This window comes from Anaerobacillus alkaliphilus (genome assembly GCF_004116265.1).
GTDB lineage: Bacteria > Bacillota > Bacilli > Bacillales > Anaerobacillaceae > Anaerobacillus > Anaerobacillus alkaliphilus.
On record NZ_QOUX01000001.1, the window covers coordinates 587,189 to 608,789 of the forward strand.

At 36.6% G+C, this 21,601-nt stretch carries 31 protein-coding genes and 1 other annotated feature; of the genes, 30 read left to right on the forward strand and 1 reads right to left on the reverse strand.

From position 1 onward, the window contains the following. The first annotated feature begins 10 nt into the window (after positions 1-10). The 24 genes from DS745_RS03150 (at position 11) to DS745_RS03260 (ending at position 16,350) form a co-directional block, all read left to right on the forward strand. On the forward strand, positions 11-373 hold the full coding sequence (locus DS745_RS03150) for a hypothetical protein (RefSeq protein WP_129076741.1): 363 nt from the start codon (positions 11-13) through the stop codon (positions 371-373). Positions 374-530: 157 nt separating this feature from the next. Continuing rightward, the gene (locus DS745_RS03155; RefSeq protein WP_129076742.1) at positions 531-1,340 is read left to right on the forward strand and encodes a DUF2785 domain-containing protein; all 810 of its coding nucleotides are present in this window, start codon (positions 531-533) and stop codon (positions 1,338-1,340) included. An 89-nt stretch (positions 1,341-1,429) separates the two neighbouring features. Next, complete coding sequence (locus DS745_RS03160) at positions 1,430-1,741, forward strand: hypothetical protein (RefSeq protein WP_241657697.1); 312 nt, start codon at positions 1,430-1,432, stop codon at positions 1,739-1,741. 13 nt (positions 1,742-1,754) lie between these two features. Then, the gene (locus DS745_RS03165) at positions 1,755-2,072 is read left to right on the forward strand and encodes a hypothetical protein (protein WP_129076744.1); all 318 of its coding nucleotides are present in this window, start codon (positions 1,755-1,757) and stop codon (positions 2,070-2,072) included. Positions 2,073-2,146: 74 nt separating this feature from the next. Beyond that, on the forward strand, positions 2,147-2,320 hold the full coding sequence (locus tag DS745_RS24475) for a hypothetical protein (RefSeq protein WP_161568159.1): 174 nt from the start codon (positions 2,147-2,149) through the stop codon (positions 2,318-2,320). Between the two features lie 309 nt (positions 2,321-2,629). Then, positions 2,630-3,358, forward strand: coding sequence for an alpha/beta fold hydrolase (locus DS745_RS03170; RefSeq protein ID WP_129076745.1), 729 nt, complete (start codon positions 2,630-2,632; stop codon positions 3,356-3,358). A 51-nt stretch (positions 3,359-3,409) separates the two neighbouring features. Then, complete coding sequence (locus DS745_RS03175) at positions 3,410-3,979, forward strand: hypothetical protein (protein ID WP_129076746.1); 570 nt, start codon at positions 3,410-3,412, stop codon at positions 3,977-3,979. Positions 3,980-3,992: 13 nt separating this feature from the next. Next, entirely contained in the window at positions 3,993-4,517 is a 525-nt protein-coding gene (locus DS745_RS03180) for a general stress protein (RefSeq protein WP_129076747.1), read from the forward strand. Between the two features lie 246 nt (positions 4,518-4,763). Then, positions 4,764-5,540 (forward strand): DUF6843 domain-containing protein, encoded by a 777-nt coding sequence (locus DS745_RS03185; protein ID WP_129076748.1) that lies wholly within the window; start codon positions 4,764-4,766, stop codon positions 5,538-5,540. A 99-nt stretch (positions 5,541-5,639) separates the two neighbouring features. After that, on the forward strand, positions 5,640-6,239 hold the full coding sequence (locus DS745_RS03190; RefSeq protein ID WP_129076749.1) for a dienelactone hydrolase family protein: 600 nt from the start codon (positions 5,640-5,642) through the stop codon (positions 6,237-6,239). A 444-nt stretch (positions 6,240-6,683) separates the two neighbouring features. Then, entirely contained in the window at positions 6,684-7,148 is a 465-nt protein-coding gene (locus DS745_RS03195; protein WP_129076750.1) for a GNAT family N-acetyltransferase, read from the forward strand. 131 nt (positions 7,149-7,279) lie between these two features. Then, positions 7,280-7,526, forward strand: a binding site (T-box leader). Between the two features lie 59 nt (positions 7,527-7,585). After that, the gene (locus DS745_RS03200) at positions 7,586-9,229 is read left to right on the forward strand and encodes a glutamine--tRNA ligase/YqeY domain fusion protein (RefSeq protein WP_129076751.1); all 1,644 of its coding nucleotides are present in this window, start codon (positions 7,586-7,588) and stop codon (positions 9,227-9,229) included. Between the two features lie 54 nt (positions 9,230-9,283). Then, positions 9,284-10,105 carry a hypothetical protein gene (locus DS745_RS03205; RefSeq protein ID WP_129076752.1) on the forward strand — a complete coding sequence of 274 codons (822 nt, stop codon included), beginning with the start codon at positions 9,284-9,286 and terminating at the stop codon, positions 10,103-10,105. Between the two features lie 106 nt (positions 10,106-10,211). After that, positions 10,212-11,093: an aminoglycoside 6-adenylyltransferase gene (locus DS745_RS03210; protein ID WP_129076753.1), complete on the forward strand. Its 882-nt coding sequence runs from the start codon at positions 10,212-10,214 to the stop codon at positions 11,091-11,093. 14 nt (positions 11,094-11,107) lie between these two features. Continuing rightward, on the forward strand, positions 11,108-11,452 hold the full coding sequence (locus tag DS745_RS03215) for a DUF3221 domain-containing protein (RefSeq protein ID WP_129076754.1): 345 nt from the start codon (positions 11,108-11,110) through the stop codon (positions 11,450-11,452). A 126-nt stretch (positions 11,453-11,578) separates the two neighbouring features. Then, the gene (locus DS745_RS03220; RefSeq protein WP_129076755.1) at positions 11,579-11,968 is read left to right on the forward strand and encodes a hypothetical protein; all 390 of its coding nucleotides are present in this window, start codon (positions 11,579-11,581) and stop codon (positions 11,966-11,968) included. Between the two features lie 12 nt (positions 11,969-11,980). Then, positions 11,981-12,397 carry a hypothetical protein gene (locus DS745_RS03225; protein ID WP_129076756.1) on the forward strand — a complete coding sequence of 139 codons (417 nt, stop codon included), beginning with the start codon at positions 11,981-11,983 and terminating at the stop codon, positions 12,395-12,397. Between the two features lie 91 nt (positions 12,398-12,488). After that, positions 12,489-12,938, forward strand: a complete 450-nt coding sequence (locus DS745_RS03230) for a DUF4829 domain-containing protein (RefSeq protein ID WP_161568160.1) — start codon at positions 12,489-12,491, stop codon at positions 12,936-12,938. Between the two features lie 361 nt (positions 12,939-13,299). Beyond that, complete coding sequence (locus DS745_RS03235) at positions 13,300-13,974, forward strand: class I SAM-dependent methyltransferase (RefSeq protein ID WP_129077031.1); 675 nt, start codon at positions 13,300-13,302, stop codon at positions 13,972-13,974. A 202-nt stretch (positions 13,975-14,176) separates the two neighbouring features. After that, a complete protein-coding gene (locus DS745_RS03240; protein WP_129076758.1) occupies positions 14,177-14,548 on the forward strand; it encodes a DUF4181 domain-containing protein in 372 nt (123 codons plus the stop codon). Between the two features lie 147 nt (positions 14,549-14,695). Then, positions 14,696-15,007, forward strand: a complete 312-nt coding sequence (locus DS745_RS03245) for a hypothetical protein (protein ID WP_129076759.1) — start codon at positions 14,696-14,698, stop codon at positions 15,005-15,007. A gap of 235 nt (positions 15,008-15,242) precedes the next feature. Beyond that, positions 15,243-15,425: a hypothetical protein gene (locus tag DS745_RS03250; protein ID WP_129076760.1), complete on the forward strand. Its 183-nt coding sequence runs from the start codon at positions 15,243-15,245 to the stop codon at positions 15,423-15,425. Positions 15,426-15,524: 99 nt separating this feature from the next. After that, positions 15,525-15,854: a low molecular weight protein tyrosine phosphatase family protein gene (locus DS745_RS03255; protein ID WP_129076761.1), complete on the forward strand. Its 330-nt coding sequence runs from the start codon at positions 15,525-15,527 to the stop codon at positions 15,852-15,854. A 196-nt stretch (positions 15,855-16,050) separates the two neighbouring features. Next, complete coding sequence (locus DS745_RS03260; protein ID WP_129076762.1) at positions 16,051-16,350, forward strand: zinc ribbon domain-containing protein; 300 nt, start codon at positions 16,051-16,053, stop codon at positions 16,348-16,350. A 28-nt stretch (positions 16,351-16,378) separates the two neighbouring features. Here the strand turns inward: DS745_RS03260 and DS745_RS24480 are convergent, their stop codons facing one another. Further along, the gene (locus DS745_RS24480; RefSeq protein ID WP_129076763.1) at positions 16,379-16,570 is read right to left on the reverse strand and encodes a hypothetical protein; all 192 of its coding nucleotides are present in this window, start codon (positions 16,568-16,570) and stop codon (positions 16,379-16,381) included. A gap of 136 nt (positions 16,571-16,706) precedes the next feature. Between DS745_RS24480 and DS745_RS03270 the strand changes: the two genes are divergently transcribed. The 6 genes from DS745_RS03270 to DS745_RS03295 all read left to right on the forward strand — a co-directional run bounded on the left by DS745_RS03270 (position 16,707) and on the right by DS745_RS03295 (position 21,582). Further along, positions 16,707-17,390, forward strand: a complete 684-nt coding sequence (locus DS745_RS03270; protein ID WP_241657698.1) for a YetF domain-containing protein — start codon at positions 16,707-16,709, stop codon at positions 17,388-17,390. A gap of 78 nt (positions 17,391-17,468) precedes the next feature. Next, on the forward strand, positions 17,469-17,942 hold the full coding sequence (locus tag DS745_RS03275) for a tetratricopeptide repeat protein (protein ID WP_129076764.1): 474 nt from the start codon (positions 17,469-17,471) through the stop codon (positions 17,940-17,942). Positions 17,943-17,962: 20 nt separating this feature from the next. Further along, positions 17,963-18,445: a GNAT family N-acetyltransferase gene (locus DS745_RS03280; RefSeq protein WP_129076765.1), complete on the forward strand. Its 483-nt coding sequence runs from the start codon at positions 17,963-17,965 to the stop codon at positions 18,443-18,445. Between the two features lie 127 nt (positions 18,446-18,572). Next, entirely contained in the window at positions 18,573-19,022 is a 450-nt protein-coding gene (locus tag DS745_RS03285; RefSeq protein WP_129076766.1) for a DMT family transporter, read from the forward strand. A 234-nt stretch (positions 19,023-19,256) separates the two neighbouring features. Further along, entirely contained in the window at positions 19,257-20,147 is an 891-nt protein-coding gene (locus tag DS745_RS03290; RefSeq protein ID WP_129076767.1) for a nitrilase-related carbon-nitrogen hydrolase, read from the forward strand. Between the two features lie 76 nt (positions 20,148-20,223). Next, positions 20,224-21,582 (forward strand): NAD(P)-dependent oxidoreductase, encoded by a 1,359-nt coding sequence (locus DS745_RS03295; RefSeq protein ID WP_129076768.1) that lies wholly within the window; start codon positions 20,224-20,226, stop codon positions 21,580-21,582. Positions 21,583-21,601 lie beyond the last annotated feature (19 nt).

The window sequence follows — 21,601 nt, forward strand, 5'->3', positions numbered from 1 at the left end:
ATGGAGTTTTTTGAGACTAAAGAAATTGGTCATTATGATGCCGTTACTATTACTCTTATTAGGTATTTTCTATGCACTTTTATACTCTTCCAACTCCAATAGAGTTTTTAGTGCAATTGATTTCAACAATAAAGTGTACAACTCAACTTCATTAAAATATGAGGATTTATCTTTTGAAGCGCGAACATTTATATCAGTAGAGGAATTCAACAACTGGAATACTTGGGAAGATGTTGAGAAGAGTTTTTCAAAATTCAATAATCCAAATGTAGATGCGGATTTCGTCACTCACGGAGCATACGCGGTCACATATAGTTATTACCACAAATCTATTGTTGGATATAAGTTGAGTTATCTGAAATTTCAGAGGTAGCTAATAGCGGGGACTTTAAGTCTAGCAAGCTGTCACTAAAAAGTATTATATTCGCATTCTTATTGTATAAGCGATTTTGCGTCTTTATTTACTATAATAATTGAGAATGATGTTTAACCTAGTTTGGAATGATACTAAAAGTTTGTGAGGTATAAATATGAGTTTAAAAGAGCAATTAATAGAAGTGAAAAATCATTGTGGTGTATATCTTCCTACTGATGATTTAATTGAGCTGATGCTCAATAATATAGGAACGATAGATTCAGAGTTAAGGGATAAGCTAATTTATGCTACTCTTGCAAAATGGATTCAAGAAGATCATTTAAATAATAAACAGGTTAGATACATACTGGATAGGTGTCTTAGTAATAGTCATTTACTTTACTGCATTGGGGATAATAACAGTGATTCCGTCTTTATAAGGTCATTTTCAGCCTTAGTAATTGCTAGTCTGATGAATAAAGACCGTGAAACAAAGTTATTTACGGAAGAAGAGTTTTCTATGGTTTTTGATAAGAGTGTTCTATATTTAGGTTTGGAAAAAGATACAAGGGGTTTTGTCGATGAAAAGGGGTGGGCTCATGCGATAGCTCATGGAGCAGATTTATTGGACTCGTGTGTAAAACACCCAAGGTATTGTTCTGAGTATCATGAGATTACGCTTGAAACCATTAGTACCTGTTTGTTTCATGGAGTTATTTATATTGATGATGAAGATGAAAGGTTGGTTTTTGTTATCCAATCTCTTATAGACAAAGGTATGGAAGATGAGGTATTGGTGTCTTGGATAGACAACCTATCAAAAAAAATAAAAGAAGTTCACATCGTAGAAGGATATTCATTAAAATTTTTTAGAACCAAAACAAATATAATGAATTTCTATAAAACACTTTATTTCAGTTTGAATAGCGAGAAACATTACGTAAGGAATAGAATAGAAGAGAACATCCATAGTTGGAAAGAATGAAAATAAATACACTTTTCCTTTGTCTCGTAAAGCTTTGATAGAGTAAGGACTTAAGTAATAAGTAATTTATAAATGAATTTATGAAGGGAATGAGATTTGTGCGGGTGGTTTTAGAATTACTTAGAATTATTTTTATTTTTGCTATTCTTGTAACAGTCTTAGGTGGCATTCCTTATGGTATATATTCATCTATCGGTATCAATACTGATAAATATGGATGGACAGCTATTCTTGGTGTATTTATTTTAATCTTTGTTTTATATAGAAATAAACTTCAATTCAGTGGATGGTACATAGGGAAAGGTAGAGAAAAGCTACCTAAAGGTGTATCAAAAACGTTACTAATATTTGCTATCACTCTATTATTATGTCCCCCAATTCTGCATTACTTGTTTAGTTAAAAGTAGGTAATTGTTGAAAATAACAATCGCTTTTTTAATAGTTAGCGGTTTAATTGGAGAAGGAGGAGTGGCTTTGAAGATTTTTCAATCAAAAAATGTAAAGCTTACTTACCAAATCACATTATTTATGTTTTTTCTTGCAATTGGCTTTTTAATATATCCTTCAAAATTAGCAGAATTTGTGTTTTTCATGGCTTCCGTAGGTGCTTTCTTTATAGTTGACACAGCCTTATCCAATCAAAAGAAAAATACTCGAATAGGTTTTGCTTTAGTCTTAGGATTAACCTTTTTCTTAGTAACATTTACTATAGTTAGGAATTCCTTTCCTTAGTTTTCATTTCGGGATAATAACTCTATTACGTTTTAAAATTTGTAGCTACTATGTGTTTAAAAAGGAGTCTTCTAATGAATAATCCATTGTCCTATATTTTAGCTTTGCTTATTGTTTCATTCTTAACATTTTTCATTGGTGCTACTGTATTAGGAGGAACTGATACACCTTATACGGATTTTATTTTGACATTAATTGCTGTTCAATTAGTTATGGCTAAGTTACTTCCGTTAAATAAAAATGAGTAAAGAATTAAAATGAATTCAACGAATGCAAGAGTTGAGCAACAAGACCATTGTTGACTCAGCTCTCTTTCTTTAATTGTGTAGTTAAAGTAAAGAAGTTTCATTTTCTACGATCTTACGAAAGGGGATACGTAAGCTACTGTAGTGGTCGGGGTTATGACATTTACTCCAATTATCAGTGATACGATCTCGATTTATTGCTACGGTGGTAAACATATATTTACCTGAAATATATATCTTTTCAATGAAGGTTAAATCATAAAAGTAAAAATTTAGTAGTAGCAACAGAAAGTAGCGTAGGAGGTAGTATTTATGACGAAGGAAATGCTAGTGAAAATCAGTGATTTTCATTTGTTTGCTAGAATTACCGGTAGTGGAAACCAAATGGTAGTGTTGGAGTCAGGTTATGGTGATGACTCAAGTGCATGGGACTTGATTGTTTCCGAGGTTTCAGAGTTTGCTGAAGTTTTGGTTTATGATCGCGCGGGATTAGGTAAAAGCGAAAGAAGTACCTCTCCTCGAACTAGTCGGGAAATGGTTAAGGAACTACATATACTTTTACATACCTTAGAATTAAAACCGCCGTATATATTCGTCGGACATTCTTTTGGTGGTGTCAATGTAAGATTGTATGCTACTGAATATCCTGAGGACGTTGCAGGTCTGGTACTGGTTGACACTACTCCAGAGGATTACCGCGAAAGGTTTCTTCCAACTATGCCAAAAGAGTTTCAAGATGCTTATAACCAACAATTTGTCTTGGAAGGGAACTATTCTGAGTTTATGGAGAGTTTGCAGCAGGTAAAGTACTCGAAACAGACATTATCTGTTCCGCTGGTTGTTTTAGCGGCTGGCAAAAAAACACATTATTCTAGTGAGTCACAAGCCTTATGGAATGATATGCAACGAGAAATGTTAGGAATCTCTTCAAAAGCTGAATTTGTATTAGCCGAAAAAAGTGCACATTACATTCAAAATGATGAACCAGATTTAGTTGTTCAAGCTATTAAGATGCTGGTTAATCAATATATTTCCAAATAAAAGGTAAATTATGTTAAGCTAGTAATTAGATAACCAGATTAGGAGGGAAATATGACAACGATTATTTGGTTTTTATATGAAATATTTGATCTAGTTCTCTTTGTTATATTACTGGCATTGCTGACGTTTTTCTTGAGTTTGTTCTTTAAAAAGAAAAAAACATTAATATCCGCTGTTGCGGTAGTAGTTGTTGGAACAATTTTGTTAATTGTAGCAAGCCAATATACAACATTTGAGAAACTTGTTTCAAACTATATTAACGAGGAAACTGAGATAAAAGATGTCACGATTACAATCCTAGATCCTTCAAGTGATCGTCGAACAAGAATTGCTAGTGTGACGATTAAGGATGAGGAAATTATCGAACGCATCTTGGATGACTTTAGCGGACTAAGATTAAAAAGAGATCGAGATGCTCGATATTATGGTAGAGAATACGAAATACGAATTTTCGCTACCAATAAAACCAAAAGAGGCGACTATTTGACAACCAGCTATTACCTCTTTGTTGACGAGGATTATGTGAATGAATACAAAATTGTGAATGATGTAGATCATTTAAAAACGCTAATGGAGTTAATAGAAGATGAAGAAATCGAATGGACCACTTACGATGATTAAGGGGAGGTATTAGGTGAGAAGTAGGTTAGAGAAGCGGTTTACATTTTTATATACGGGTGAGGCTGCCGCTATGGTAGTTTTTATCTTTGTCAGCTTTTTGTGGCATCTATCATTCCCTGGACTAGGATTATTTTATTTGTTTTCTTTCTGGGTCTCTTTTCTTTTGCTACTTTTTCTCTTGATGCAAGGGTCCTATTATTGGTATAGCAAAAGAAGGCGCTTAAAGAAGGAAGGGACATCGATAACCCCTGATAGAGTGGTGCAATACCTTTGGAGAATGAAAAGGTGGAATGTCATTTGGATTTGGATTGCACCTCTGTCATTCTTCATCGATGTCTATATTTGGTATCCATCTTTGCCTCTAGGCATGGCTATTGCGCTGTTTATCTATATTTTCTCCATCTTGGAATATATCAATTATTTCCATCTTCAGCTATCGTATGATAATGTTTCTGACATTAAGTACCTTGCCAAGACTAGAAGGTTGAAGCAAGCTTGTATAAGTAAGGATTTCGTTAGGAAGCGGCTTAACCGGTAATTTGTGTAAAGGGTAAGTTTTTTCCTGAGCAATCCTGAAGAAGAAAGGGAAAGCCGTTCGTTATAGATCCTATTAGCGAAGATACAACAGTCTATTTAAGTAGACAACTAAATCAAGTAAGTGAGTAAACCTTGTAATTACTCATTTTCACAAAGGAATTGATATCATTCGATGATCAAAAAATTGTTAACTGCACTATATGTTTCCCTGCTTGTAAGCGGCTTTTATTTGATTGCAGGTTTGATCATGCAGGACTCTATTTTGTTTGCTGCAATAGTGTTTGTATACACCGCAATTGGAACCGTTATTTATGGGATTCCAGTATCTTTACTGTCAGATTGGTTAACGAAAAACATGCAAGACTACCGTCTGCTGGTAGCGGGGCTAATCCATCTATTCTTTGGGGCAGCAACTGTAATATTTATTGATTTTCTAGCGTATTATGCGGTCTTCAGTGCCTGTCTCTTTTTTGTTATTAATGAATGGCTGCACCGAAGAGAGAGAAGCAGGAAAAAGCTGCTTGGCAGTAGTCTTGTTATTGTTGCGTTTTTGGCATTGGCTATTTTTGCAGTTTATAAGGTTCCTCCACTCTTTCAAGAAAAGACTAATACGATTTATTTAATTCCGGAAGGTTTTGAAGGTCCGATAATTGTGTTCTATAGTGAGCCTAATCAGCCGAAGCCGGAAACAGAAGGAGCATATAAAGTCGTTCCAGTTGAAGTTGCAAAGCTAAAAGAAGATGAGGACACATATGGGTTTTATAAGACATCGTCTCCACAATCATTCGGGATATTAAATAACGAGTATTATTACGTAGATCAAGCAGGAGAAAGAACTATGATTCCTCATGATTGTGTCCACTATGACGGGGTCGGCTCATTTAATGATTCCAACGGCAAGACCGCAAACTATGAGAAGCTACAATTGACAAAAAGTATGTGTGGCGAAAACTATTTTATGCAAGGAAATGAACGTTACAGGCGGCTCAGTGATAAAGTGCTAGAACGGATGTTTGAGGACTAGTCGTTAAAAGGAGTTGCAAAATGCAGCTCCTTTTTAACACTGGTTTATTGAGCAGTTTAGATGAAGATGAAAAGAATCATAGTATTACCGGAGGTGCAAATGATTAAATTAACTGATAAAAATTCTGATAGTGTAATCATTGTAATCCACGAAATTTATGGAATAAATCAACATATGAAGAATTTTTGTGAGTCTCTATCAGAACAGAATTTTGATGTTTTCTGTCCTGATTTATACGAGAGTCATACACCATTTGAATATCATCAAGAGAAAGTAGCTTATCATCATTTTATGGAGAACGTTGGTTTTGACAAGGCATTACATAAAATAAAAGATATTTTGTCAGATATTAAAAATCAATACAAAAGAATATTTATTGTCGGATTTAGTGTTGGGGCGACCATAGCTTGGTTATGTAGTGAGGATGAATCTGTTGATGGAATAGTAGGATACTATGGTTCACGTATTAGAAATTATGTTGGCATTTTACCAAAATCTCCAGTAATGCTTTTCTTTTCCACTGAAGAAAAATCATGTAATGTGGATGAGTTAATTTCCACTTTGGATAAAAAGAATAGTAAGCTATATAAATTCAGTGGTCAACATGGATTCAGTGACGCGTACTCTTCAAAATATAATGAGGAGTCAGCACAAAAAGCATATACACAAATGATGAATTTCTTTCAGAAATTACGTTAACTCAAATGACTCTTTATCGAGAAAGGGGTGTGAGTGTTTTGCAGTTTGATTTTCTCAGCGTTATGTTAACTTTTGGACTTTTTATACTTATTTTTTCGCCTATACTATTTTCAAAAAAGCAGAAAGATAGCACTGAATATATTGGATGGGTTGGACTATTTAGGTCTAGGTGGTTTGGTATTCCACTCATTTTTCTTTTGCTATTTGGGAATTACACAGAGTTTGCTTTTTTAAATATTGTATACATCATTATTTCTTCTATAATAGTTTCGTTTTTGATTTCCCTAATAGCAAATCGCAAAGGGTTATTAAAAAAAAGCACTGATGTCTCGTAAAGGCTCGTTCTGTACTGCGTTAATTCAAGGAGGAATTAACGCTTTTTTGCGGGATTTATTAGCAATAACAATGAGCAAGTATTTTAGAGTTTAGGAGGATGAGGGATTTATGGAAAAAGAAATTAATTTTAGAATAGCAACAGAACAAGATCTGGATAAAATTGTTGAAATGCTAGCTGATGATGTTTTAGGGAGAAAAAGGGAGAGATATGAGCAACCCCTTCCAGATAGTTACATAGAAGCGTTCAGAGCTATTTCATCTGACCCAAACAATGAATTAGTTGTAGCATGTCATGGAGATGAAATCATAGGCGTTCAACAAATTACCTTCACTCCATATATAACATATCAGGGCGGTTGGAGGGCTACCATTGAAGGGGTAAGAACTTCATCTGCTTCTCGTGGAAAAGGTATAGGTACTGAACTAATTAATTGGGGAATTAACCGTGCCAAAGAACGTGGATGTCACTTAGTACAGCTCACAACAGATAAAGAGCGTCCTGATGCTTTGAGATTTTATGAGAAGTTAGGCTTTAAGGCAACACATGAAGGATTAAAACTAAAACTCAAATAAGTATAGGATAAGCACATTCAAGGGTGGTTGTTCCGATTTAATTTTTCAACTCTTTAAGGTGTTAACTTTAAAAAAATATTTTCATAAATCATCTTTACAACTTCCTGAATTTGGTGATACTATAGAGCAAATCAAACGCAATGAAGAGAAGAGTAGATAGCGATCATTTTTTACAGAGAGCTCCGGTAGCTGAAAAGGAGTAAAGATGAAGTTATTGAACCAAGCCTCCGAGCGGCACATCGGAATCTTTTAGGGGATGGTGTGACAGGTGCTCCTGTTATAGAGCTAGGGTATAAGCTGATTGCCGTACCTGACAAGGTTAATATGGTGACATATTAATAAACTGGGGTGGTACCACGAACAAATCTCGTCCCCAAGACATACGTCTTGGAGGTGAGATTTTTTTTATTGGCCAAAATTGAGTAGGAGGGAAGGACATGGATAACTTTTTAACAAAATTAGTGGCAGAAGATGTGAAGGAGGCAACGTTTCAACGACCGATTTGCACTCGTTTTCCTCCTGAACCGAATGGGTATTTGCACATTGGAAGTGCCTATGCCATTCACACCAATTATATGATTGCTAAAGAGTTCAAAGGAAAATTTAATCTGAGGTTTGATGATACCAATCCGCTAAAGGAGGACATTGAATACGTAAACGCTATTATTGAGGATCTGGAATGGCTGGAATATAGACCAGACAATATCTTTTACGGTTCGGATTATTCAGAGCAAATTTTTGAGTCGGCTGTTAGGCTGATAAAAAAGGGGAAGGCTTACGTATGTGATCTGTCTCCAAAGGAAATGACGGAATACCGGGGAACATTAACTGAAGGTGGCAAGGATAGTCCTTACCGTCATCGATCGGTGGAGGAGAACCTAGAGTTATTTTTAAAAATGAAGAATGGTGATTTCGCTAACGCATCAAAGGTGCTACGGGCAAAAATTGACATGAGCTCAGCAAATATCAACTTACGTGACCCTGTGTTGTACAGAATTATTCATGCTTCGCATTACAGAACCGGAAATGACTGGTGTATTTATCCAATGTACGACTTTGCACATCCAATTCAAGATGCGATTGAAGGAATTACACATTCTTTATGCTCCATTGAGTTTAAGGATCACCGTCCTTTGTATGAGTGGGTATTAAATGAATTAGATCTGATTGAGCCACCGAAACAAAGGGAGTTCGGACGATTGAACGTAACGGGAGTCGTAACAAGCAAACGATTTTTACGAGAACTGGTTCATGGAGGTTATGTTGATGGTTGGGATGATCCGCGGATGCCAACAATTCGAGGAATGAGAAGACGGGGCTTTACACCTTCAGCTATTCGTCATTTTATTGAAGAGATAGGGTTGGCTAAACATCAAACAGTTGTAGATATGGCTATGCTTGAACATTCGGTTCGCAATGATCTGAAACCTAAAGCGCCTAGTGTGATGGCGGTTTTAGAACCGTTACGCGTTGTCATTACCAATTATCCAGAAGGACAAACCGAGTACCTAACAGTGAAAAACAACAGTGAAAATCCTGAGCTAGGTAGTAGAGAAGTTCCATTTTCCAGGGTTGTCTATATTGAAAGAGAAGATTTTATGGAAGTACCTGAGCCTGGCTTTAAGAGGTTAACGTTAGGGACAGAGGTCCGCTTAATGGGCGCTTATTTTATCAAGTGTGACGAGGTTGTTAAAGATACAAATGGTGAGACTTTTGAGTTGCGTTGTACCTATGATCCAGAAACGAAAAGTGGTACTGGTTTTAAAGGGCGAAAAGTAAAAGGGACAATTCACTGGGTTTCAGCAGAACATGCGGTAAAAGTAGATGTTCATTTGTACTATAAGCTTTTAGTAGAGGAGAACGAGAAAGAATCAACGTGGGAGGAGAAAATCAATACAAACTCATTAGCCATTCGTAAAGGTGTGGTCGTTGAACCGTCTATTGCAAACGCATTGCCAGAAGAGAAATTTCAATTTCTACGCCAGGGCTACTTCTGTGTCGATAAAAAATATACGACAGAAGAAACACTAGTACTAAACCGAATTGTACCATTAAAGGACTCATGGAAACGTTTGTCATGAAACTTTTTCTCGTACTTCGTCGTCTAACTTAAAAAGGGTTAAAGGAGAGGAACCATGAAGTACTTGATGATTTTGATTTTATCGTTAACTTTAGCTGCATGTGGGCAATCGCCAGAGCAAGAAGAGCCACGAACTGGGTACGAAGGAAGTCCAGACGGAGGGCAGTCAATTGGTGTACCTGAGGGTGATGCTGTCGATATCATCCGTGATTTTGTAGCAAATGAGTTAGATGAGTTGGCTTTTTCGGGACTTTATCTAGCACATGATCCACATATGCATGTCGTATTGCTCGTGCAAGAGGATTATTACGATGAAGATTTGAGGGAAAGAATTGTAGCTTTTGCAGAGAGTAAGGGCAGTGACAATTTAGAGTTTGAAATCAAACCTGCCAAATATTCATATCAAACGTTAGATACGATTATGAATAAATTAAATGAGTCATATCAACAATTATTAGTGACTGAAAGACAAGTTCTTTCTTTTGGCATTGATGAAATGGAAAACCGAATTTTTATGGATGTCTCAACGAAAGCCGATCTTAATCTTGACCTACTAAGCGAGATTACAGGTGGAAACGATGAAATTATCCATATTAAAGAAGGAATTATGAGTGCAGTTGATGAAAACGGTCTACCTATTGCTGAGCCTTTTATAACGGGAATAGTAATGGAGATTGATGAAAATGGAAGAATACTTATAGATGACCAGATCTATTTTTCAATCAACGATGCTACGGTTATCAGAGATCATAGCGGTGCAGAGTTAGAAGTGGATGATATTAAAGTCGGTGATCAGGTTATGGCTTGGTCAGACGGTATGATCTTGCATTCCTTACCTGCTCAAGGGTATGCAGTAGCGATTAAGAAGTTAGATTAGCAACATGGCGGTAGCGAAAAGAAGCTATCGCTTTTTTTGTTCTTTTGGAAAAATTGGGAAAAGGTTATAGTTAAGATGGCGATAACTATACAAAAGAGGTGGAGCTGTGAGAAGCGAGAAAGAAATGTTTGATTTGATCTTGGGTTTTGCCAAGAAGGATGAGAGAATTAGAGCCGTTTACATGAATGGGTCGCGAACAAATCCAAATGTCCAAAAGGATATCTTCCAAGACTACGATATTGTTTATGTTGTGACTGGAACAGCGTCTTTTCTAGCAGACGAAGAATGGATCAATGTGTTTGGGGACTTACTTATGATACAAGAACCGGACAAGTTAGACCAAGGGGTCGGTATTCCGAAAAACTTTGATCGCTCGTATACATACCTAATGTTATTTACCGATGGAAATCGGATTGATCTTCATCTAGAAACGAAGGAAAGCATGCTTGCAGGATATGAAACAGATAAGCTAACTCTTCCTTTACTCGATAAGGATGATATTTTGCCAATCATTCCACCCCCTACCGATATAGACTACCATGTGAAAAAGCCGAGTGAAGGAGACTTCAATAGTTGTACAAATAACTTTTGGTGGTGCTTGCAAAACGTGGCAAAGGGAATTTGGCGTGATGAATTGCCATATGTCAAATGGATGTATGAATACACCACAAGGGACTCGCTTGATAAAATGGTGTCATGGTGGATCGGTGTAGAAACAGACTTCCAGGTATCTGCAGGGAAGTTAGGTAAGTACTTTAAAGTTTATTTGCCAGAAGATTATTGGAACATGTATAAAGCAACGTATTCCTCAGCTTACTACGAACAGATGTGGGACTCAATTTTTATTACTTGTGAATTATTTCGAATGCTTTCTCAAGAAGTAGCGAAGCACTTTGGTTTTACGTATCCTACCCAAGATGATCAAAATATGATGAAGTACTTGCGACAAGTAAGGGAATTGTCAAAGGGTGCAAGGGAAATCTTTTAAATTGGAGGAAAAAAATGAAGCAGTTGTTCATAACACTTATCGCTTTGTTTCTGATTGTAGGTTGTGGTCCGAGTGATTTAGAGAAAATCCAAGAAATTACCAGTGATGCACACCATAAAGGTAAAATTACGAAAATAGATGATAGAGTACTAGTGCAGGAACTAATTGCAAATTATTATCCTACACCGGTTGTAGTGTCTTTGTTGGTCTCTAATAAAACTGAGATTTTAGATGCTAACGACAATAAGATAGATTTTTCTGAGTTAAGAAAAGGTCAACTAGTAGAAGTTTGGGTCGATGGTTGGAGAGAATCGGACCCTCTCAAAGCAGGAGCACTTAAGATTAAATTAATCCAGTAGAACGATAGCAGATGAACATGTAGAAAAATAAAGGGATAAAATGTTAAAAGGATATTCAATTAAAAAGGGTTTTGGAAAGATCTGGCGAAAATAACTTTATCATGGTTGCGAAAAGGACGTGAATGAATGAATAAAAATCTGTTTATAATTCTTTTCACCTTCACCCTTGTAATTCTATCTGTTTACATTGGCATTGGAAAAAAAGTAGACTTTGAAGTTCTTTCGTTAGACGATGCTCCATATGAAGTGAGGCGTGCCATTGAAAGTAGTCCAAATGCTTTAAAGTTTAGTATCTTCCATGATGAGACGAACACCTACATTTACTATAAGTGTGACCACCTTAATGATGAGTATATCACGACAAGTGTTGATGTGAGATCTAAAGGTGGAAACTACATAGTTAATGGTATCGTTGGTTTTGCTGTGAATGATTCTTTTCTAAGTTACGATCAACTTATTAAACTTGATAAAATGAGTGACAAGAACATTACTCTGAAAGAAACAAATAAACGTTAAGAGGTGGAACTGATGAAAAAGGTCCTTGTAACATTTCTTCTTGTTTTCTTAGTAGGATGTAATTCTGAATTAGCCTTTACAGAAGTTAAGACGAGTAGTGTGAGTAAAAACGTGCAGGAATTTATTGAGTTAGTTTCGCTTGATAATGGCGTTCACCTCCATTTTGATGGGAAAAAGGCTATGTATGTCTTCCTAAACGGCAGAAATGTTGTACAAGGCAATAAAGCGACATATTTTTCTAACTTTCATGTAGATCATACTGAAGATACGATTCATATTTTGTTTGATCAATCGGAGACGAGAAATTTTTCTGATCCGACATTAACGTATGAGTTATTATATAAAATTCAATTAGACAAGGAATATGAAACAATTAAGGCTATTGCGAACGGGGAAGAAATTCCATTTACAATGCTTTCTGGAAATTAGTGAGCGATTGCCTATTTGGGCAATCGCTTGAAACTTTTTTGGAATTGAACCGTCTACTATTTAGTAGGGAAAAAAGGAAGGAGTGGAACGCTTGAGAAAGGTTTTATTATTACTAGTTATTCTCTCAGGATTTTTCATAACGACAGGGTGTAGCCAAGAGGTGGAAGGGCAAGTAAGTTTGTCACCTAAAGAAACAGTCACTAAATTTTTTGAGTATCGAAATGATAAAGATTTAGAGAAAATGGAGCAGTTATTGTCTGACGATCGACATGGAGTTTCGTGGCAACTCGAAAGTTTGAATTCAATCCAAATTCTTTCAATTGAAGAAGACACTACTGGTAAGATGAAGGAAGACTTTATCGCATATGGTCTTGGTAAGAACTTCGAAAAATCTAATATCAGCGTCTTTAAGGTGGAATTTGAAGTCGATTATCAAGGTGGATTTGGTTCTGGTTTAGATAATGGCGTACATAGTTGGTGGTACTATCTTACAAGAGACTCTGAATCATCCCCTTGGAAAATTGATGATTGGGGTTACTAGAACGTGATGCAGCTTTACTGAGATTTTCAGTAAAGCTGTTTTTTTTTGTTTGTAATAGTTTTGTAACATTTGTCATGATTGTTTTGGGAAGGGAAAGGTGTAGGAGAGTTTGAAAAGGGATTTTTACCAGGATGAGAGAGGCAAAGGGGATATGTCTAGAAACATTTTTTTTTTGCAAATAGATAGGTTATGAGGGGCTCTAAGGTGTGTTGTGGGTTAATTGAATCTTTTTGAATTTGAGGATTTCATCCATTCTTAACAGCAATGTTACCTAACTTTTCATGTTACTTGATAAAATTTAGTAGAAAATATATGTGAAAGAAGAGTGAAATTGATTAAAAGTATTGATGATCTATTAACCATGTTAGACGAGCTCTTAACAGATGAAAAATGCTTTAATTGGGATGAGTTCTACTCAGACCGTGACAAGAAAATTCCGTTTTTTATTAACTTTCCTGATGAAAATTTAGCCAGTTACTTTGAGAAGGGCTACGTTAGTACTGGCAAAGCTCTTGAGCTAGGCTGCGGGCCTGGAAGAAATGCGATTTATTTAGCTGAAAAAGGTTTTGTCGTTGATGCGGTCGATCTTTCAATAGAAGCACTTGAATGGGCGGGAGAACGAGCGAAAGAAAGAAATGCTTCAGTGAATTTTTTGAGCAGGAATATTTTCGAGTTAGAGTTTAGTGAAGGTACATACGATTTAGTCTACGATTCTGGCTGTTTTCATCATATCGCTCCACATCGAAGAATGAGTTATATAAAGTTAGTCATGAAAGCATTAAAGCCAGGAGGCTATTTTGCAATTACCTGCTTTGTTGAAGGTGGGAAGCTAGGCGGTTCTGCAATCTCTGATTTAGAGGTTTACAAGTTACGTAGTCTGCAAGGTGGCTTAGGATTTACAGAGGAGAAATTAAAGAAGATCTTTCATGAATTTGAGGTTGTTGAAATTAGAAGAATGAGAGAAGTTTCTGAAAATGAAGAGTTATTTGGTGTAGAAGGATTGTGGGCAGGATTGTTTCAGAAAGGAAGTTTATGAGTGCTAGTGTACCACAACATCTAGCTATTAAAAGTATGGTGGTTTTATGGGCAATCACCAAGATCCTAATACAACTCTAAACCTTAGTAACTCTATATATATCGATCCCACACACAGAAAGAATCCGATAGCGGAAGAGGGAAGTCGCTTTTCATATGTTGAGCAGAGTAATAAAAAATATAGATAGTAAGGGAGGGTTTTCATGTACGTTTCAATAGGTATGCTTTGTATACTGATATTTTATCTTGATAGATTAGGAAATAGATTTGTTAAGGGAGAATATGAAGACTTATCTGAGTTCATGAACTTTACTGAAACTAAGGGTGGCAGGGTTGTACGTTGGGGAGGAATAATATCAATATTCATTCTTATTTTAGCTGCGACTGCTACCTATATCATAAATGATATTAACCTTGGCAAATGGTACTGGGTTTTCTTTTACATTATGACTTATGGGATTAGGTCATTAGCAGAATGGATTTATCTTGATGGGAAAAAGCATATATTCTCCTTTTCATTAATGATGTTTGGCATAATAAGCGTATTGGTTATTTTTCATTTTAACGCTAACTAAACCAGTTAATAATTGCTCATTCTTATTTCATTAACGATTAGTTCAGGAACTGTCGCATTGATGGTTCATTCTAATCGGTAATTGAGAAACGGAAGCAGTTTGTGAGTTTAGCATTAGGGAGTAGTAAAGCTTAGGGGGAAGAAGTCAATGAAGAAGAATATAATACTTATATTATGTTTTATGTTAGTAATCACTATAGTCTTAGTTATTAATCCTAATGAGATGTATCATCATTTAAAAGCAGAAGAAAGAGTTTTAAGATTAATTGGTGACCCCAGTGTAAGAGAAAAAGTTTTAGGTGATGACTCAGTAATAACGAATATTGAATATGTAGGAAGTAATATGTACCGTTTGGAAATAGAAAATAATGCTTTTTTAATTGAAATAAAATCAAAAGGGTCTCGAACAAGCTATGAAGTTTTTGAGTTAAAACATAGTATTGATAAATTCGGATATTAAGATTGTGTAAAGCTGTACTTCAAGTAAACCAGCTAGTAGAAGCTCGGTACTTATAGTGTTAACGGAGTGCTTTAGTGAAAATTTGGAGTGAAGGACCTGGATATTTATAAAACCAGGTCCTATTATTTTTCTATTAAAATTGTCTTTTTGTAACTGGTAGATAGTGTTAAAATTTACTTATTCAAGTAAAGAAGCAGTTTGGAACAGATTTTATGAATGGAAATGGTGAGGGATAATGGATAGATTTTTATTTATTTTTGGCATAGTTGTATTTTTCTTTAGTTTCATATCTTTTGTAATGAATTTTATTGGTGAATATGAAGGTATAGCTATGGTTATTTCAGTATTTGCGATGTTAAATGCAAGTATAGCAATAGGTGTTTCGGAAATTTTGGCAAGAACTAAAAGCTTAAAATAACATTTTGCTATTTCATCAAACGAGAGCATTTTCTGTAATAGATAACCCTGGTTAGCGAAAGAAGTAATGAGACAAATTTGTTGTAAGGAGTGAGTTGAAATTAAAATCCTATTTATATGTAGTAAGAACAAATGGCGAAGCCCGACAGCTGAAAAGATTTTTCATGATTTCAATGGTTATGATGTAAGATCAGCAGGAACAGAGGTTGGTGCAAAGGTTAAGGTTACGAACGGACACATTGGGTGGGCAGACTTTATTTTTGTAATGGAGAAAAAGCATATACGACGGTTAAAAGATAAGTTTGGACCAATGCTCAATAATAAAAAGGTCTTGAATTTAGACATTCCAGATGATTACTGCTATATGGACGATGAGTTAATAGAAATCCTAAAAGCTCGGGTTGGAGAATTTTTAGAAGTTCCAGAGTAAAGCTGTTGTCACTCAACAGAAAACTAAATTTATCTTACGTTAATGGCAAGTAAAATGAACTGCAAGTTGCAGCTCATTTAATTAAATATTATTGAGAAATTTAGTAAAACGGGTGTCAAGGTTTTCTTATTGATTGGTGTTTGTTCGTCATACCACTACATGAGCAGAAGTTTTCAACGGAGAGGAGTTGTTATTATTGAGCACAGCACTTATTATCACTGGAGCGGTAGCAATCATTATTAGTGTTATAACAGGTGTTTTTACTGGGACATTCTTGGGATTTCTCCTTTTTTTAGCAGGTGGAGTTTTCATTGGCATGATATTATTTGCGTTTTCCCAAATCATTGATAACCAGTTAAACATTTTACATCAGTTACAAGTGCAAAATGAGTTTATGAGACAACTTCACAAAATACTAATGAACTGTCCCAATTGTGACTATGAATACGATAACACCTTTTCATCGTGTCCAAATTGTGGACATAGAAAATTATAATAAGATAGAAGGAAACATCCAACTAACTTTAGGGTAAAAACCCAAGAAAAGCTGCTACTAATAGTAGAACGTATAAGGAAAATCCATACGTAAGCCATTTGTAAAAGGAAGTTACGACCTTTGGCTTTGAGCTGCTTAGGGAAAGTCTTGAAAACAGGTAATCAGTTGCGAAAACTGCTATCAGGGCAGTAACGAAAAATGGTAAAAATTCTTGAAACATAATATACTCCTTTACTTGTATGTTATTTCTAATTTTAACACAAACATAAATGTGATTGGCATATTTTGTATGGATGTTTATCTCACCTACTCTTTGTCCAAAATGGAATGAGCAAAACAAAAAGTGGGGAGAACTCTTGAATACTAATTTTTATCATTTGTCGATTGAATTGATTGTAGGCTTTTTTGCCTTGTTCCTAGTTACAAAGTTGCTCGGGAAAACGCAAATTACTCAGCTAACACCGTTTGATTTTGTTTCTGCGCTTGTTCTAGGGGAGTTAATTGGTAATGCGATTTATAATAAGGACATTGGACTTCAATATGTACTTTACGCAATTGGACTTTGGGGATCGTTTATTTACTTGCTAGAATGGATTACACAAAGGTTTAAAAAGACAAGGTCCATATTAGAGGGGAACCCAGTGATCGTTATCAGGAATGGAAAGCTAGATCGACATCAACTTAAGAAAAGTAAGCTTGATATTAACCAGCTCCAGCATCTTCTTCGCGATAAAGATATATTTTCAATGCGTGAAGTAGAGTACGCAATTTTAGAAGCGAACGGAACTGTAAATGTACTTAGAAAACAACAATATGATAATCCGATGAATAAAGATTTTAATTTCAAACCACAGCCAGTTTATATGCCAATCTCTTTAATTAGTGATGGTGAAGTGTTATGGGATAACCTAAAGCAAGCTGGATTTGATGAAGCTTGGCTGTTAAGTCAACTTAATGCAAAAGGGATTGTAAAACCAGACCAAGTGTTTTTTGCAGAATGGCTGGAAGGAGATAGCTTGTACGTTAGTACTTACATATAGAACATAAGCACGCCTCGAATAGGGTGTGTTTTTTATTTGGTAAAATGTGCTAAAATAGGAAGTTAGGGAGGGAGTAATATGTTAACTGAAGCAATATCGTTATTAGAAGCAAATAACTATGAAGCCGCTAGAGAGATTTTAGATAAATTACTAGAGGCAGACCCAGAAGACAGTCAAGTGAATTTCTATTATGGAAGCTTTCATGATGGATTAGGGAACGAGAGAGAAGCCATCCCTTACTATGAAAAAGCATTGGCAAATGACATTCAAGGGCCTAATCGCGAAATGGCGTATGTTCAATTAGGAAGTAGCTTACGCTGCATCGGTGAATACGAAAAGGCCATGAAAATATTATCTAATGGTTTACAAGAGTTCCCTGCCAATGGTGCCATAAAAGTGTTTCTAGCAATCTGCTATTATAATACAAGCGAGCATGAGAAATCTGTTCAATTGCTTATGACTACTTTACTAGATACATCTACAGATCAATCGATCCAACAGTATAAGCGAGCACTTACATATTATAAAGACCATTTAAATAACACTTGGTGAATTTTAGGAGGAAAACGTTAATGCTCGAAACAAACCGCTGCGTGTTAAGTTTGATCCATAAGGATGATTATGAGGATGTAAAAAAACTCTATTTAGATGAAAGAGTTCGCGAGTACCTTGGTGGAACTGTTACTGAGGAACGGGTTAAAGGCAGCTTTACTAGTATTATAGAAGCTGATGATGGGTCCCTTTATTTTGTGGCAAGAGAAAAAGCCACGAAGCAGTTTATTGGGACAGTTTCCTTAGACACACACCATGACGGGGTTTCAACAGAAGTCTCCTATCAGTTGTTGCCTGAATGGTGGGGCGCTGGGTATGCTACGGAAGTAGTAAAAGAGGTAATCCAATACGGATTCACTGAACTTCAATTACCGGAATTGGTGGCGGAAACTCAAGCGGCAAATGAAGCCTCCTGCCGCCTGCTTGAACGGTTGGGAATGACGGTGAAGGAAAACGTCCAGCGCTTTGGTGCTGAGCAAGTAATTTATGTGGTAAGAAAATAATAGACAAGCACACGTTGGAAGATTTTCTAGCGTGTTTTTTTGTTGTCACCTCAAATTGTTACAATATTCGCAAAATTACTGTGGTATATATAATAATATCCATTGAACAGATAAGGGAGGTGGTTTTGTGTCAAAACTTTTGTTTATCATTCTATCAATCGTTGGGGGAGTGTTAGCAGGAGTACAAGCCTCAATAAATGGAGAACTTGGGAAAAGGGTTGGTGGACTAGAAGCATCCTTAATCTCGTTTTTCATTGGTACCTTATTTCTCGTGTTTATCGTTTTGTTTTTTGGGAAAGGACAAATTCATCAAATCTTTACTGTTCCAAAGTGGCAATTGCTTGGTGGTTTCCTGGGTGCAGTTTTTGTTACGGTGATCATCCTTTCTATTCCACATACGGGAGTTGCTTTAACAATTTTTGCGGCAATTATCGGACAGATGTTAATCAGTTTAACAATAGATCATTTTGGATTTTTAGGGATACAGGCGATCCCGATGAATTGGAGTCGAGTGTTCGGACTGCTATTAATGTTAGCTGGTTTGTTCTTTATTTATCGCGGTAGTATCACTCAGTAACAATCTTCCTTTGACAGAATGATCAATCAAGGGCAGTTTCTATTTAACAATATGTATAGTGTAATGGCCTGGAATTCAAAGTACAATTAACAAAACTAAACTAAATTCAGTATATTCTAAATATTCTCGCGTGTATAAGGGAGGTGAGTACGTCTTACATACGTGAAAATGACTCGTGTAAGCGCTTACTGAATTAGAACTATTAAATATATTTTTCCTATGGAGGGGTTTCATATGTCAGATAAAGTGATGATTGGTCTTATTCAAGCAGCGAATGATGTTCATGGGGATGAGCCTGTTGAAGTACACAAGGAGAAAGCGATTGAGAAACATATCAAGCTAGTAAGAGAGGCAAAAGATAAAGGGGCTCAAATTATCTGTTTGCAGGAAATTTTCTATGGCCCGTATTTCTGTGCTGAGCAAACAACCAAGTGGTACGATGCGGCAGAAGAAATTCCAAATGGTCCAACGACTAGAAGATTTCAGGATTTAGCCAAAGAACTAGGGGTAGTCATTGTTCTCCCAATCTATGAACGGGAAGGAATTGCTACTTACTATAATACGGCGGCAGTCATTGATGCAGACGGTTCGTACTTAGGGAAGTATCGCAAACAACATATTCCTCAAGTAGGAGTGGGAGATCAAGGCTGCGGGTTCTGGGAGAAATATTACTTCAAACCTGGTAACTTAGGGTACCCAGTGTTTGATACAGCCTTTGCAAAAATTGGGGTCTACATCTGCTATGACCGTCACTTCCCAGAGGGTGCGAGATTGCTAGGGTTAAACGGAGCGGAAATTGTCTTTAATCCTTCAGCAACTGTTGCTGGTCTTTCTGAATATCTATGGAAGCTTGAACAACCAGCGCACGCCGTAGCTAATGGGTATTATATTGGCGCAATCAACCGTGTTGGCTTTGAAGCTCCGTGGAACATGGGTGAATTTTACGGACAATCGTATCTTTGCGATCCAAGAGGTAGTTTTGTAGCCATGGGTAGCCGTGATAATGATGAGGTTGTAATTGGTGAAATGGATAAGAAGACGATCCGTGAAGTTCGTGATACTTGGCAATTCTACCGTGATCGTCGTCCTGAAACGTATCAAGAAATGACAGATCTTTTACCATAAGAAGAAAAACAGGAGCAATAGGAATAAGTCTAACTCCTATTGCTCTCTCAACTTTGTAGATAAAGGAGGCATTTCTATGACAAACAGATCGTTGCATGACTTAGAAAAGAATTTTCAAGAAGTTCATCCTGGCTTAACAAATCAAGAAGCATTTGAAGAAGCAAACCGTTGTTTATATTGCTACGATGCTCCCTGTATTCAGGCCTGTCCGACAGGCATTGATATTCCTACGTTTATTAAGAAGATTGCTTCAGGGAATTTAAAAGGCTCTGCCAAAACAATTATGACCGCAAATCCCGTAGGAGCGAGCTGTGCGCGTGTCTGTCCAACTGAGGAGCTTTGCGAAGGTGCCTGTGTCCTCAACCACTCCACAAAACCAATTTTAATTGGAAACTTACAGCGCTATGCGACCGATTGGGCGATCCAAAATGAACAAGTTTTATTTAAAGCTGGTAAAAAGAATGGCAAATCAGTCGCGATTGTTGGTGGAGGTCCAGGAGGGTTATCCGCAGCAAGAGAGTTAGCGTTACTAGGCTTTCAAGTCACAATTTTTGAAGCTGAAAAACTAGCCGGTGGATTGAACACGTATGGGATTGTCTCGTTCCGGTTACCACAGGCGATCTCGTTTTGGGAGGTAGATCAAGTCAAGAGCTTGGATGTAGAGATCCGTACCAATAAAAGAGTTGGCAAGGATGTCTCTGTCCAAGAGCTTTTAGATAACTATGATGCTGTTGTGTTAGCAATTGGGATGGCGAATGTTCCGATGCTAGGGATTGATGGTGAAGAGTTAGATGGCGTTTATGATGCAATCGATTTTGTAAAAGATACGAAAATAAAACAGCTGACAAATGATTATGTAGGAAAGCGTGTGGTCGTGATTGGAGCTGGGAACACAGCGATTGATGGTGCAACTTGCTCGGTACGCTTAGGTGCTGAAAACGTCAAAATCCTATATCGACGTACGGTTGACGAAATGACCGCTTATGATTTTGAATATGAGTTTGCCAAACAAGAAGGCGTTGAATTCCGCTGGTTAACTGCTCCAAAACGGATTATTGGTGATGAAAATGGGAAAGTGACGGGGATTGAATGTATCAAGATGGAGCTTGGAGAACCAAGTGATGATGGACGTCGTCGACCAGTTCCGGTACCTAATTCGGAGTTTGTCCTTGAAGTTGATGCTGTCATTAAAGCGATTGGTCAATCAAGATATGTTCAATTAATTGAGCAGTTTGGTCTTGAACATGATGATGGCGTTGTAAAAATTGATGAGGTGACATTCCAAACGTCTAAAGAAAAAGTATTTGCCTGTGGCGATGTCATTTTTGGTAAGGGACAGGGGGAAGCGATGGTTGTTTCAGCTGCACAGCAAGGAAAAGAGACTGCGTATGCCATTTACAAGCAGCTTGTGCAACAAGAAGTAGAAACAGCATAATCGCAAATATAATCTTGAA